Here is a 13,849-nt window from a genome sequence, read left to right on the forward strand (position 1 = left end):
TAACGAAAGGACCGCCCATGCCTACTGACATCGAAATCGCACGTTCTGTCACGCCGCTGCCTATTACCGAGGTGGCCAAGAACGCCGGCGTCGACGTTAAGCACCTTATTCCGTACGGCTTCGACAAGGCTAAGGTCGACTATTCACTGCTCAACGAGCCGACTGATCACCAGGCCAAGCTCGTCCTCGTGACCGCTATCAACCCAACGCCCGCGGGCGAGGGCAAGACCACCACGACCATCGGTCTGGCCGATGGCCTGCGTCGTCGCGGTATCAAGAGCGCCGTGGCCCTGCGTGAGCCTTCGCTCGGTCCCGTCTTTGGCGTCAAGGGCGGTGCCGCTGGCGGCGGTTGGGCCCAGGTCATTCCCATGGAGGACATCAACCTGCACTTTACCGGCGACTTCCATGCCATCGGTGCTGCCAACAACCTGCTGGCCGCCATGCTCGATAACCACATCCAGCAGGGCAACCAGCTCGGTATTGACGTTAAGCGCATCACTTGGAAGCGCGTCGTCGATATGAACGACCGTCAGCTGCGCCACGTCATCGACGGCATTGGCGGTAAGGCTCAGGGCGTGCCGCGCGAGGACGGCTTCGATATCACCGTCGCCTCCGAGGTCATGGCAATCCTGTGCCTGTCTACGAGCATCAGCGATCTCAAGGAGCGCCTGGGCGAGATTGTCGTCGGCTATAGCTTTGCCGGCGAGCCCGTCCGTGCCCGCGACCTTAAGGCCCAGGGTGCCATGGCCGCGTTGCTTAAGGACGCGCTCAAGCCCAACCTGGTGCAAACGCTCGAGGGCACGCCCGCGTTTGTCCACGGCGGTCCCTTCGCCAACATTGCCCACGGCTGCAACTCCATCATGGCTACGCGCATGGCCATGCGTTTTGGCGATGTCGCCATTACCGAGGCCGGCTTCGGCGCCGATCTGGGCGCCGAAAAGTTCCTCGACATTAAGTGCCGCATGACGGGCGTTCGCCCCAGCGCCGTCGTGGTCGTTGCGACCGCTCGTGCGCTGAAGTACAACGGTGGCGTCGCCAAGGCCGACCTCAACGAGGAGAACCTCGAGGCACTCAAGGCTGGCATGCCCAACCTGCTGCGTCACGTCGACAACATCCAGAACGTTTATGGTCTGCCCTGCGTGGTCGCCATCAACCGCTTCCCGACGGACACCGAGGCCGAGCTTGCGCTCATCGAGTCCGAGTGCCAGAAGCTCGGCGTCAACGTTAAGCTTTCCGAGGTCTGGGCCAAGGGCGGCGAGGGCGCGCTCGAGCTGGCCGATGAGGTCATGCGTCTGATTGAGCAGCCGAGCGAGCTCAAGTTTGCCTATGAGGACGGCGCCGATGTGGCCGACGCCCTCGATGCTGTTGCCACCAAGGTTTACCGCGCCGACGGCGTTGACTTTACGCCGGCCGCCAAGCGTCAGCTTGCCGAGCTGCGCGAGAACGGCTTTGGCAACCTGCCGGTATGCGTGGCCAAGACGCAGTACAGCTTTAGCGACAACGCCAAGGCCCTGGGCGCTCCCGAGAACTTCCGCATCACGGTGCGTGAGCTCAAGGTTTCCGCCGGCGCCCACTTTGTGGTCGCACTGACTGGCAGTGTTCTGACCATGCCGGGCCTGCCCAAGGTCCCTGCGGCCGAGAACATCGACGTCGACAACGACGGCAACATCACCGGCCTGTTCTAAGCTCGCTGCTCATAGCCGCTTGCCCGCCCCGTCGCGCCTACCAAGGCCCGGCGGGGCTTTTTGATCCTTAGGCCCGCGCATGTCTTGTAGATACCGACGGACTCTGCCCATCATAGGCTTTTGCGCTGGTAGAATGCATGGATAACTTGATGCTTACAGGCGACGGAAAGGAATCGTTGCATGGATCAGGACAAGACAACCGTGATGGGCGGCTGCGGTTCCGCGCAGGCTGGCGATAGCGCCGATGCGACCCGCGTTGTTCCCAACCCCGGTTATGTCGACCCCGCCGCGACGCAGCCTTCTGCCGAGCCCACACGAGTTATGGGCTATGGCGACGCGGCGCAGGACCCTTACGCTGCATCTTTGCAAAGCCCCTATGGCAACGCGGCGGCAGACCCGTTTGATTACGCGCCGCAGGATTCTTATGCCGCCTCGACGCCGAATCCCTATGATGACCTGCCGCAGAATCCCATTCCGCTGCCTCAGCAGACGACGTATATGCCTCGCACGGCGCAGCCTCGCTACGAGTCGCGCGAGCCGTATCGCGAGTACCCCAAGTCGATTCCGCAATATGGCGAGGACGAGGAAGAGACGCCGTCGCGTTCGTCGAGCGTGATTAAGAAGATCCTCATCGTGCTGGCGATCTTCTTTGCGCTGTCGGTTGTGTTTGCCATCGTGTCGGGCATGCTCAACAAGCGAGGGAGTTCAACGGCCGATACCGCTGCCGAGCAAACCGAGTCCGCCTCGTCTAGCACCGTCGATCTGAGTGATATCCCGGGGCAGTACTGGTCCAACGCCAAGAAGATCCTCAAGTCGCGCGGCGCCGATCTTTCGAATGCCGTGGTCCTGACTGATGATGGCTCAACGCCCGTCGTCGATGCCAACTGGGTCGTTACATCTGCCTACTATAACGACAACGGCAACCTCGAAATTCAACTCACGCACAAGAACAGTTCGGGCAACTCGTCCGACGGCCAAAGCGGTACCGACAGCTCGAGCTCCAATACGCTGGAGGACTTGAGCAACAAGGCGCAGGAGTTGGGAGACAAGGCGCAAGAGCTGGGCGATACGGCACAAAATCTGGGCGATACCGCGCAGAACTTGGGCGACATGGCGACGGATGCCTGGAACGCCCTACAAAACGGCATCTCGGGCGCGCAGGGAAACTAGCTGTTAAGTGGGCTACAGCTGCTCGGCCGGACGGTCGGGCGAGCTAAAGCCCGAGTCAAACGTAACGACGCATGAGGCATCGGGTCGGCGCTCGTGCACGATGCGCGTGACGAGCCCCAGCAGCTCCTCGTCGGATATGTCAAAGCCGTCGGGACGCACAAGGTCAAATGACACAAAGCCATCGTGCTCGTGCAGGTCGTGGATGGAGAGCGCAGGATCGATCTGCATGATGCCGCGCTTGACCCAGCCGCGCAGGTCGTCGCCGGTGGTGGCGATGGGGTCGCAGTGTAGCGTGATACCGATGCCCATCTGATGCTTGATATCGTGTTCGATGGTGTCCAGAATCTCGTGGTGCTCAAAGGCATCGCCCTCGCCGGGCATTTCCACGTGTGCGCTGGCAAACTGACGGCCGGGGCCGTAGTCGTGCACCATGAGGTCGTGTGTGCCCAGGACCTGCGGATAGGACATGATCTTGTCGCGGATTGCCTGGACGAGCTTGGGGTCGGGCGCTTGCCCCAGCAACGGGCTGATGGCGTCGCGCACCAGGCCCATGCCGCTGATGCAAATGAAGATGCCCACGCCCAGGCCCGCCCAGCCGTCGAGGTCAAAGCCTGTCGCTTGCGAAATAAGCGCCGCCGCTAAGACCGAGCCCGAGGTGATGACGTCGTTTTTGGAGTCCTGCGCCGTGGCGATGAGTGTCTCGGAATCGATGCGGTTGCCCAGCGTGCGGTTGAACGCTGCCATCCAGAGCTTAACGAGCATGGACGTAGCCAGTGCCGCAAGGGAAATAAACGTGTAAGCGGTGGGCGAGGGCTTGATGATCTTGGTGACCGACTCGAGAATCAGGTTGATGCCGACGGCGCAAACCAGGACGGCGACGAACAGGCCGGCTAGGTACTCGTAGCGGCCGTGACCATAGGGGTGGCCTTCGTCTGCCGGGCGGCTGGCAAGGCGGAAACCGAGCAGGCTCACAATGTTGCTCGAGGCATCGGAGAGGTTGTTGAAAGCGTCGGCGATGAGGGAGACGGAGCCGGCGAGCAGACCCGCGATGCCCTTGGCCAGGCACAGGGTGATGTTGAGGCCAATGCAGACGAGGCTTGCGGAAAAGCCCGCGTTGGTGCGGCAAGATGCATCGACCGGCTCGCTCTCGCTGCCGGGAACAAGCGTATGTACCAGCCGATTTACAAATAGCATAGCGGTCGTCCTCACAATCATGTTTAAGGGGATAGTGTAGCTCGCACGGGGGCGCCGTGCGCCGATGCTCAGAAAATGCAGCAATAGTCTGCCGGTGCTAACGAACGAGCCTTCTCGTCTGCCTGGGTGGTCCATTTTGGGCCACATGGGTATGGGCATGTGCCTGCTTGCTCGACATACTTAATGTCGACAGCCCCTGTGCAAAGGAGGACGTTTCCATGGACGAGATGTTTGCCATAAAATGTCAAAACTGCGGCGGCCCTATGTACTCGCACCAGGCTAAGCGCAGCTTTGAGTGCGCCTATTGCGGCACGGTGGTTCCGTGGCAGGCGGACGCCGGAGAGCCCAAGAGCGCTTTGGGTATTCGCCATACGCCGTTGACGGTGGTGGATGGACTGCTCAAACTCACGCATGTGTCGCAACTCGAGCGCCCGCAGGACCCGGACTGGTATTTCTTCAATGCGCACTGGCGCAATCAGTCGGTCCTGGAACATCTGCTGTGGGAGGATCGCGGCACGGCGCAGGAGTTCCAAGAGGCCACGCATGTGAGCATTCCTTGCCCCTTCTGCGGAGCGTCCTTTGAGGGCGAGTCAACGCAGCGTGTGTTTGAGTGCCCGTCCTGCGGCAATAAGATCGGCATTGCGGACCTGCTCAAGCCGGGGACGTTTAGCAAGCGCCTGACCATGGGCGTTGGTGCGGAGTATGTGCCCGAGCAGGGTATTCCCTGCGAAATCTCGCCGCAGCAGGCACGTGCCAACGCGCTGCAGCTGGTGCGCCAGTATCCGGATGCCTTTGCCGGGCACGACGTGGAAGACGCGATCCAAAACGACATGATGCTCTTCTATTTCCCCATGGCGCTGGCGGACTTGCGCATGATGGCGAGCTTCCCGGGCAAGGGCCTGAGCAAACGAGGCCTTGGTGTACTACGAGGTGCTCGACTGGGCATACCCCAGGGCAAACTACCTGGACGTTCGCCTCATGGGCATTTTGGAGCCGTGGGACTTTGCCAAGGTCGGTCCGTTCGATCCCGCCATGCAGGAAGGTGACTTTCGCGTTGTCTCAGTCGATGCGTCTACCAAGGACCAGGTGGTCATTGATAAGTTGGCGCTCGACGTTGCGGGCAACGACGCCGAGGCTGTACTGGGGCTCAATAAAAAGAGCATTCGCATGTGGGCGCGCAAGGCCCGCAAACATAAGGACGGCCTGGTGATGGTGCCGGTCTACTTTGTCGATCGTCCGGCGACAGACGGCCGCGATGGCGAGCAGGTGCGCATTGCCGTAAACGGCCAGACGGGCCGCGCGGCCGCGGTGGTGTTTAGCGACAAGCGCGAAACGCATATCGTGGCGCCGCTCAGCCCGAGCCTGCATCTGTCCGGTGAGAGCACCGTGCACGCCACGCCCTTCGAGGTCAAATACGTTAAATCGCCCTTCCTGTACCAGATCGTGCGCCGTGGAGGCGGCGAGCAACCGCGCCAGGTTGCAGCCGCCGTCGAGGGTTCCTACCGAGAGGAGAAGCCCAAACGCCGCGGTCTGCTGGGTGCGCTATTTGGGAAGTAGGGGAGTAGCACCGGTTGTTGCCGTAAGGTGATGGCCGGGGGTGCGGGGCAGCTCTCAGGAGTGCGGGCTGCCGTCTGATTGTTTGAGGGTGCCAGATGTAAATAAACAGTGGAGCGGCTGCAAAAGAGCCTCCTCACTGGGTAAAATCAGGTTGTGCCGCGGAACCCGCTCCTCAGCTAGTCACACTTCGGAAGCGCGGGCAACGCAGGTATTATCGTCTAAAGGGCCGGCTGCAACCGGCCCTTTTCTGTGGCAGCCAATGGACCCACATCAGACGAAGGCCGCGTCTTTGCCTGTCAGGTCACGCTCGCCAGCCACGGCTAGAATGTCGTTGCCGGCGTCCATGACCGGTATTGTTTCGTAGCGTGCGTCGCAACCGCGAGTGCGCCTGCGACGGCTGCGGTGGCTTCGGTCGCAACGTGCTGCTACCCTTGCGTTTCGCCATTAGTCGCTTCGTTGATGGCGCGGTACTCGGCACTCAGCTCGCGCGCCAGCTCTTCCTTGCTTGGAAGATACGGCAGGTATTTGGCGGTAAACACTTGGTCGTTGTCTTCGGGCAGCGTGTACTCGACAATCGAATCGCTTTTGTCCGCGCAGAGCACGATGCCTATGGGCGGATTGTCGCCTTCGTTCATGAGCTCGCGCGTGTAGTAGTTCACATACATTTGCATCTGGCCCAGGTCCTGATGCGTAAGGTCGTCCGTCTTAAGGTCGATGAGCACGAAGCAGCGCATCAGATAGTTGTAAAAAACAAGGTCAATATAGAAATGGCGCCCATCAAAGGTGATGCGCTTTTGGCGCGCCTCGAAAGCGAAACCACGGCCAAGCTCCAGCAGGAACTTCTGAAGATGCGTGATGAGCGCCTGCTCTAGATCGCTCTCGCGAAACGCAGTATCGTCCGAGAAACCTAAAAACTCCAGTACATATGGGTCGCGGATGATATCCTCGGGGCGACGAGCCGGGGCGCTCTTTTGGATTTCCTGGGTGACGGCCTCCTTGTCCTTGCTGGCAAGTAGGCGCTCGCGGAACATGGTGTTGATCTGGCGTTCGAGCTGACGCGTGCTCCAACGAGAATCGGCGCATTCGTTCATGTACCATGTTCGAGCATCAGGGTCGGTTATACGCGATAACCTGCGGTAATGTGTCCAATTCAATTCGGAACGCAGCGCGTTCCGGATTGGGAACGCAAGATAAAACTGACGCATGTATCTTAAGCTTCTGGCGTTGAAGCCTCTGCCAAAATCCTTAGTCAATCTAACGGCAAGTTCGTCGATCAGTGCATCGCCATACTTGGCGCGCCCCTCTCCGCCCTGTTCATCAACAATACTCTTGCCGATCTCCCAATATGCCTCAACCATCGCAAAGTTAACGGCGGTATAGGCCTTGTCGCGAGCGGCGTTGAGAATCGAGGAGACCTGCTTGTAAAAACCTTCGGGCACGATTGCCGATTCTCCACGGTTTACCAGTTCGCCCATCACTGTCGCCCCACTTTCCTTTTGTGGAATGCGTCTTTATCGCATTTAGTTTAAAGCCTCGCGCGGACACGAATTGCTGTGCTGTCTGACATCTTCGCATGGGGCCTTGCGGTGACTAAAATGTGACCATAGAGGCAGTTTTAGCGAATCCCACGGGAGTGACGCGTATGGACAATAACACGCTGCTATTCCAGGACAAAGGTTCGGGTAGGTATAAAGACGTCAAGATCTACCCCAACCGTATTGAGGTGCTCAAGAAGGGCACTTTTGGTGGCAAGCACACCGAGATTGTCTATCTTAAGGACATTACGGGGGTCAACAGGATCAAGGGCCGCGATGTTTTTCTGCGTAACAGGCTGTTGACTGCTTGTGTTTTTAGCCTGAGCAGCCGTGCGAAGGCCCAGGAGTTTGTTAACGCGCTGAACATGGTGATGTAGCCTATGGCGGCGTTTGGGCCAAGGTAAAAATCGGGGGCACAGAACGGTGTCCTGCGCCCCCCATTGAGTCGATGTGTCTAAAAGGCCGGCTTGCCTATTCGCTACCGTCCCCAGCGTTTTCGCGGTCGTTGGCAAGCATTGCCGCGCCGGCGACCGTTGTCGCTACGGCGGCGGCAGCGAGCCCGGCGGCAATGCCGGAGCCGTCGCCCGTGTCGGCGAGTTTTCCGCCCGAGTTCTTGCCCTTGTTGCCCTTACCGTTCTTATCAGCGCTGCCTGCGTTGGAACCCGTGCCACCGTCGGTGCCGGTGCCGCCTGCACTGCTCGAGGCCGCTACGGTAAAGCTCGCGGCTCCGTCATTAGCAAGCTTGTAGTTTTGCGCCGCGTCGCCCAAAAGACCGTTCGCGCGCACCCAGTACGTTCCCGCGGTAAATGCCTCGCCCTCGACCATTGCCGTGCCCGGAGCGCCGTCCGCGTCGTGCACAAACTCGAGCTGAGCCGTGCAGGCATCGTTTTCGAGTTTGCCCTCGAGCAGCGCCGCGACCTTTGTGCGCACATCCTCGCCGGCCTTAAGGCCTTCGAGCCCCTCAAAGTGGGGTGTCAGTGCGCGCGGATCGATATCGATGGGCACGGATCCCTGCAGCCCCGTAACGGTCTCGTTGCCCAAGGCGTCGACATCCACGTATTCGATGGTAAACGCATGGCCCGAAGCCGCCACGTTGAGTACGTTGCTGCTGTCGACAAGGCGGAAATGGCCCTCGCCAACGGTCTTGCCATCCTGGAGCGAGGCATCGCTCAGCGAGTCGCCGTACGTCATGCGCATGCGGGTCGGGAGGCAGCACGAAGCCGACTGCGTGTGCTTCGTATCGTAATTGTAATTGCGCTGGTAGATGCTCCGGGCCAGCGCCGCATCAACAAAGTCGGATGCGATGATGCCAATGTGCTTGAGGTAATCTGACTTTGTATCCTCGATGCCGCTGGGATTGATGTACGGGCTCTTATACAGATGCTCGTTGACTACTCGTGCCGAGGTAAAAGGATTGCCTCCGTGCGACAAGCCCGTGCAGCTGGTGTAGTTGATAGACCAGCAACGCTCCAGGACTTTCTCCTTGGCCCCGTTATCGTCCTCGACATCTACCTCGTTGCGCGTGCGCCCGGTCGTTTCCTTCAGCGCATTATCGACCCAGCTGAGCTTGTCGGTTCCCGTGAGTTTGTACTTGTCCTGGGCGTATACCTTGGTGCAATAGGGCTCTTTGTCGCCTGTTTCCCCCGCGGCTTCAAAGCCCCGCGCGTCTTGGACGAGACACATGGAACTGCTGTCGGTGTGCACTGCGATTTTGTTATCCCATTCGGTGAGGTCGAGTCCCCACGTGTGGCCGCTTACGCTGTCGCCGTCGAGTCCAAATCGACGTAGCAGGACGATCTTTCCGCGCACCTCGCCCAGTGTGGGAACGCGGCTCGACGTATAGAACAGTTTGGGGTTGTCGTCCAAAACCTTGGCGAAAGCCGTCGTAACACTTTCGTCGGTAGCCTCGTCGTTGCCTCGTGATACAAGCATGATGAGCGCTTCTGTCGGGTTTTCGTTCAAAAACGTTTTGAAGTAGCCTATGACATCGGAGAGATGCAGATAGTTCCCGTCTTTTTTGAGTAGGTAGAAAATCCCGTGGTCGATGCCGGGGTCATCGCCCTTTCCGAGCCGGATATCGAAATAGCGAATGCCTTCGAGCAACTGCGTGGGAATGTAATCCTGCTGGCATTTTACTTGCGAGGATTGGGGCTCAGTGTCGTTGTCCACGCTGCAGGTGCCCGAATCGTGCGTACCCGGGATGCTCAGCTCGTCGAGGAACTTGTTGTCGTCGACGTATTTCATCCAACATGGTCCGTCGACGTAGCTGCTGTACGTGATCCAGTCGAGGCTGCTAACCGTGGCATCGTTCTTTTTCATGTCCTAACCGATAAGTTCGAGCTCCCACGGAATGCTCTTACTCTTATGGCAGATCTTATTGTTGTCCTGGTCTTTGCCGTTCGATTCTATTGCCAGGTACTTAATGTCTTTTTTCTCGGTTTCTTTCTCGACCGTGCGGTCTCGGATGATGTAGGTTCCGTTTGATTGACGCTCGAACGCAAAAGCGCGGCTGGGCTTGTTGTCATACTCGCCGCCCCATACGTGGATGACCTTTCCATCTTTGTCCGAGTCGTCGTCGACCGACCAAATGCTGTAGCCCGTCTTTTTATGCTCTTCGAAATTGAGCAAGGTGCGGATGGCGTACCAGTTTGTATCGTCATTCTTGGTCGTTACGTTCTCAAGGATGAGCTTGCTGGACGTGCCGTCGTTAAACAGGTGACAGACGTTGCCGCGAACGTTGCCGTCTTGGTTGACGCTCGCGGTGCGAAAATAGCCCGCGGGGCGAAGGCGAATGACGAAATTGTGGAGGCTGTCCGACGGTGCGGGTGTGTTGTCTGCAAATGCCGCTCGCAGGGGAATGCCCGGCGCTGCGGTTTCGGGCAGGCTTGCAAGTGGTGACAACGCCGCAAGCCCTAGGCCCAGCGTAAACGCTCGGCGGCTGATGGCATGGTGTTCGGTCATAACTTCTCCATTCGCAGAGTGCGGTTATGCGATAGTTTTGGTCACTATACTGCCCAGATGTTTAAAGATGCTGGTTTAATTGTCTGCGCGGCGCAATAAATCGGTGGGCGGACGTGTTGGGGTGTTTGTCGTTTTCGTACTGTTGCCACATTTGGGGCGGTTCCGGCGTCCGGCATCCTCGCGTTCGTCGGCTACAGGCATAAGAAAGGGAGGGTCGGTTTACCGGCCCTCCCTGGGTACGAAGCGCTGGGGTACCGTCGCTTGTTTGCACTGCGACCGTGTTTCCCGTTGCGCTCGCCAGTCGCTTAGCGCTTGATCTCGATATCGTCGAGCTTGACGTCCATGGCCTCGGTCTTGGCCTCGGCGATGTCGTCGGCAAATTCCAGAGACTTCATCATGGTCTCGACGGCGTCCTTGTGCTCCTCGACGTTGTCGATACGCACATACACACTGCCGCCGTCAACGTCGGTGAAGTATTCGGTCGTTACGCCGCCCGAGTGTGTATAGGAAGCGTTGCGCCAAGTCTTGCCGTTGTACTTGACGGGGTCATTCTCGGTCCACTCAAAGCTGGCATTCCACTTTGCCTCGTAGTCGAACAGTTCATCGGCGTTCTTGTCAGAGTCGAAGACGGGGATGAAGCGATCGCTGGCGTGCTCGCTCTCGGTGAACTTAAACTGGGCCCTGTCGGCGGTGTCGCCTGCGACGTCGGTGATCTCGACGCCCTCGGGGACCTCGACCTTAAACCAAATGAAGTCGGTCCTCATATCCACGGCTGGCTTTTCTGCTCCGCCGCCACCTCCACTGCCGGTAGCGCCGCCGCTGCCACCGCAGCCCACCAGGGCAACCGCGGCAAAGAGACTGATGCAGAGGGTGAGAATCGCAAAGGCCTTCTTTTTCATGGTCGTGTCCTCCTCGATCTGTAACCGCCCATGGATTACCTGCCTTTACTGTACGCGTGGACGGCTCGCTAGGGTGGGCCATGTGTCCCATTCTGAGGGCCGGATTTGCGCCGTTAAGTGGCAATATGCACGGGTCCAAAAGAGGGGAGGGCCGGTGCTGTCGGCCCTCCCCGGGTTGGGCGCCCGTTGTTTTAATGGGGCGCATGTGCGCGGGTGCGCGTAGGCGCGTGCGGGTGTCCCGTTACTTGATCTCGATGCTCGAAATCTCGACTTCGCGTGCCTCGGAAACTGCCTCTACCATGTCATCGGGGAACTCGATGGAGTTGAGGAGTGCCTCGGCTTCTTTCTTGTGCTGGTCGAAGTTCGAGATGAGGACGTAGACGCTTCCCGGCTCAACATCGGTAAAAAGCATGGTTGAGATGCCGCTGTTGTCCTCGTATGTTCCGACGAGCCACGTCCTGCCGTTATACTCGACGGACCCGCCATCCTTCCACTGGAACGTATCCCCCTTCTTTTCCGCCTGGTCGGCGTGGGATTCCTCGGCCGTCAGCGCTTTTTTCCAAACGGGGATAAAGCGATCGGCCGAGGCGTTCTCGTCTTCGGGGAAGGTGAGCTGGACCCTGTCGGCATTCTTGCCGGCAGAGTCGCTTACGCCGACGCCCTCGGGCATCTCGACCTTAAACCAGATGTAGTCGGTCTTCTTGGCGACGGGGGCCTTTTCCTTGCTCTCGCTCTTGGGGGCGCTGCCGCCGCCCGATGCGCTCCCGCCGCAGCCCACAAGGGCGAGCGCGGCAAAGAGGGCGATGCAAAGGGAAAGGATTGATAGGGTCTTTTTCATCATGGTGGCGTCCTCCTTGTCTGCTGATGACATCACGGCGCCGCATGCTGTTGGGGTACTGATTGCGCTGGCGGCGGATGTCTCTGTGTACTGTGCGACTTATGCCTCCGTTCATCGCTTGTGGCCGTTGCGCGGCCGTTCCCCAACGGGTTCCTTACTTATAGATATGCCCCAGCTTGTGCTGCTCGGGAGTCTCGAAAGGTGGGCCATGTGTCCCATGTTTGCGTTGGCATGGCCTATCGTGTGCCATAGAAATCCGCGATGGCCAGGTGCGCTGACGCTCGCGTACTTATGGGCTAGACTTAGCACCATTACGTGATCGATGCGGTCGGCCGGCGTCGGCCGCCCGACCGATATATATGACTTGAAGGTGCGTGTGCGTATGAGCCAAGAGATGATGGATAAAACCTGTCGCGGTTTTGCCGAGGCGCTGGCCGCGCGCGAGCCGGTTCCCGGTGGTGGCAGCGCGAGCGCCTTTGTAGGTGCGCTGGGCGCCTCGCTTTGCGGAATGGTTGCCCGCTATGGGGCGACAAACCCCGCGCTTGCCGATCGCGCAGACGATCTGACGCGCGCGTTTGCCCAGGCGGATGAGTTGGCGCAGGAACTTGTGGGTCTGGTTGCCGAGGACGTTCGTGCCTACGGGCAGGTGTCCGCGGCGTACGGTATTCCGCGTGACGATCCGGCTCGAGCGACCGCGATTCAGGATGCGCTGCATGTGGCCGCTCTGCCGCCGTATCGCATTATGGATGCCTGCGGGCGTGCGCTGGCGCTGCTCGAGGACATGGCCGACAAGGGTTCGCGTCAGCTGCTGTCCGATGTGGCGTGCGGCGCCGTGTTCTGCCGTGCCGCTATGCAAGGCGCGAGTTTGACGCTCTTTGCGAACACCACGTCTATGAAGGATCGCGTTCGTGCCGAGGAGCTCGAGACGGCGTGTGATGAGCTGCTCGACACATGGTTGCCGCGCGCCGAGGCGCTGGCGCGCCGCGCCTCCGACGCTGCAAGGAAGAGAGGATAGCCATGGCTGAACTGCTGAAGGGTGCTCCCGTTGCTCGCGCTTTGACTGAGGAACTTGCTGCTCGCTGCGCAGCCCTGCGCGAGCGGGGCGTTGTTCCGACGTTGGCTATTGTGCGTGTAGGTGAACGCGAGGACGACCTATCCTACGAGCGCGGTGCGCTCAAGCGCTGCGAAAAAGTGGGGATTGAGGCTCGTCGCGTTTTGCTTTCTGCCGATGTTTCGCAGGACGAGCTGTTGACGGCTATCGAGGACATCAATGCCGATTCGGCTGTTCATGGCTGTCTGATGTTCCGCCCGCTGCCCGCCGGCCTTGACGAGAACGCCGTCGCCGCAGCGCTCGATCCCGCCAAGGATGTTGACTCCATGACGCCGGCTTCGCTGCTCACCACGCTTTCGGGGCGCGGCGAGGGTTTTGCCCCCTGCACAGCCGAAGCTGTGCTTGCTTTGCTGGATCATTACGGCGTTGAGCTGGATGGAGCTAAGGTTGCTGTGGTCGGGCGCTCGCTGGTGATCGGGCGTCCCGTTGCCGCCATGCTTACGGCGTGCAATGCCACCGTGACGACGTGCCATACGCATACGCGCGACCTTGCTGCCGAGTGCCGTGCGGCTGATATTGTGGTTGCGGCCGTTGGGCGCGCGCACACGATTGGTGTGGACGCGGTTCGCGAGGGCCAGACAATCATCGATGTTGGCATTAATTGGGACGAGGCCGCTGGCAAGTTGGTCGGGGACGTTGATTTTGATGCTGCAGAGCCGGTTGTTGACACCATCACGCCTGTGCCGGGCGGCGTGGGAGCTGTGACCACCGCGATTCTCGCCAAACACGTGATTGAGGCGGCGGAGCGCGCATCGAAATAGGCGTTTTGGGCTGTTTGAGGGGGTTAGCTATATACCACGTGGTCAAACAATGCCAAATATGAGTACTGTTGCCAAGATAGTCAGGTAGCGCGCAGAGATGTGGTGTAAGAGGCGGGGCATGACCCGCCTCTTCCCTTT

General features: G+C 59.6%; 13 protein-coding genes. 7 read left to right on the plus strand and 6 right to left on the minus strand.

Features of this window, described 5'->3' with window-relative positions; genetic code table 11:
* Positions 1–17 precede the first annotated feature (17 nt).
* Positions 18–1,685 (plus strand): formate--tetrahydrofolate ligase, encoded by a 1,668-nt coding sequence (locus FGQ61_RS05340; RefSeq protein ID WP_138112926.1) that lies wholly within the window; start codon positions 18–20, stop codon positions 1,683–1,685.
* 180 nt (positions 1,686–1,865) lie between these two features.
* The gene (locus tag FGQ61_RS05345) at positions 1,866–2,855 is read left to right on the plus strand and encodes a hypothetical protein (RefSeq protein ID WP_138374815.1); all 990 of its coding nucleotides are present in this window, start codon (positions 1,866–1,868) and stop codon (positions 2,853–2,855) included.
* Positions 2,856–2,867: 12 nt separating this feature from the next.
* Here FGQ61_RS05345 and FGQ61_RS05350 read toward each other — a convergent pair whose 3' ends face one another.
* Complete coding sequence (locus FGQ61_RS05350) at positions 2,868–4,049, minus strand: cation diffusion facilitator family transporter (RefSeq protein ID WP_138112922.1); 1,182 nt, start codon at positions 4,047–4,049, stop codon at positions 2,868–2,870.
* A 218-nt stretch (positions 4,050–4,267) separates the two neighbouring features.
* On the opposite strand from FGQ61_RS05350, the gene FGQ61_RS05355 reads away from it, so the two are divergent.
* Together FGQ61_RS05355 and FGQ61_RS05360 are read left to right on the plus strand one after the other, a co-directional pair.
* On the plus strand, positions 4,268–5,095 hold the full coding sequence (locus FGQ61_RS05355; protein ID WP_138374816.1) for a TFIIB-type zinc ribbon-containing protein: 828 nt from the start codon (positions 4,268–4,270) through the stop codon (positions 5,093–5,095).
* Positions 5,028–5,606: a hypothetical protein gene (locus FGQ61_RS05360; RefSeq protein ID WP_138374817.1), complete on the plus strand. Its 579-nt coding sequence runs from the start codon at positions 5,028–5,030 to the stop codon at positions 5,604–5,606. Before FGQ61_RS05355 ends, FGQ61_RS05360 begins: the two co-directional genes overlap by 68 nt.
* A 425-nt stretch (positions 5,607–6,031) precedes the next feature.
* On the opposite strand, the gene FGQ61_RS05365 is transcribed toward FGQ61_RS05360, so the two are convergent.
* On the minus strand, positions 6,032–7,081 hold the full coding sequence (locus FGQ61_RS05365; protein WP_138374824.1) for a PDDEXK nuclease domain-containing protein: 1,050 nt from the start codon (positions 7,079–7,081) through the stop codon (positions 6,032–6,034).
* A 167-nt stretch (positions 7,082–7,248) separates the two neighbouring features.
* On the opposite strand from FGQ61_RS05365, the gene FGQ61_RS05370 reads away from it, so the two are divergent.
* On the plus strand, positions 7,249–7,518 hold the full coding sequence (locus FGQ61_RS05370) for a hypothetical protein (protein ID WP_138112918.1): 270 nt from the start codon (positions 7,249–7,251) through the stop codon (positions 7,516–7,518).
* A 94-nt stretch (positions 7,519–7,612) separates the two neighbouring features.
* On the opposite strand, the gene FGQ61_RS05375 is transcribed toward FGQ61_RS05370, so the two are convergent.
* The 4 genes from FGQ61_RS05375 to FGQ61_RS05390 all read right to left on the minus strand — a co-directional run bounded on the left by FGQ61_RS05375 (position 7,613) and on the right by FGQ61_RS05390 (position 11,842).
* A complete protein-coding gene (locus FGQ61_RS05375; RefSeq protein ID WP_138374818.1) occupies positions 7,613–9,460 on the minus strand; it encodes a phosphatidylinositol-specific phospholipase C in 1,848 nt (615 codons plus the stop codon).
* Positions 9,461–9,463: 3 nt separating this feature from the next.
* On the minus strand, positions 9,464–10,102 hold the full coding sequence (locus tag FGQ61_RS05380) for a hypothetical protein (protein ID WP_138374819.1): 639 nt from the start codon (positions 10,100–10,102) through the stop codon (positions 9,464–9,466).
* A gap of 305 nt (positions 10,103–10,407) precedes the next feature.
* Complete coding sequence (locus FGQ61_RS05385) at positions 10,408–11,001, minus strand: hypothetical protein (RefSeq protein ID WP_138112914.1); 594 nt, start codon at positions 10,999–11,001, stop codon at positions 10,408–10,410.
* Between the two features lie 241 nt (positions 11,002–11,242).
* Complete coding sequence (locus FGQ61_RS05390; protein WP_138374820.1) at positions 11,243–11,842, minus strand: hypothetical protein; 600 nt, start codon at positions 11,840–11,842, stop codon at positions 11,243–11,245.
* 379 nt (positions 11,843–12,221) lie between these two features.
* On the opposite strand from FGQ61_RS05390, the gene FGQ61_RS05395 reads away from it, so the two are divergent.
* Both FGQ61_RS05395 and FGQ61_RS05400 read left to right on the plus strand, forming a co-directional pair.
* The gene (locus FGQ61_RS05395) at positions 12,222–12,854 is read left to right on the plus strand and encodes a cyclodeaminase/cyclohydrolase family protein (protein ID WP_171021518.1); all 633 of its coding nucleotides are present in this window, start codon (positions 12,222–12,224) and stop codon (positions 12,852–12,854) included.
* Positions 12,855–12,856: 2 nt separating this feature from the next.
* Positions 12,857–13,711: a bifunctional 5,10-methylenetetrahydrofolate dehydrogenase/5,10-methenyltetrahydrofolate cyclohydrolase gene (locus FGQ61_RS05400; RefSeq protein ID WP_138374821.1), complete on the plus strand. Its 855-nt coding sequence runs from the start codon at positions 12,857–12,859 to the stop codon at positions 13,709–13,711.
* Positions 13,712–13,849 lie beyond the last annotated feature (138 nt).

It is taken from the genome of Collinsella aerofaciens (genome assembly GCF_005844325.1).
Lineage (GTDB): Bacteria > Actinomycetota > Coriobacteriia > Coriobacteriales > Coriobacteriaceae > Collinsella > Collinsella aerofaciens_G.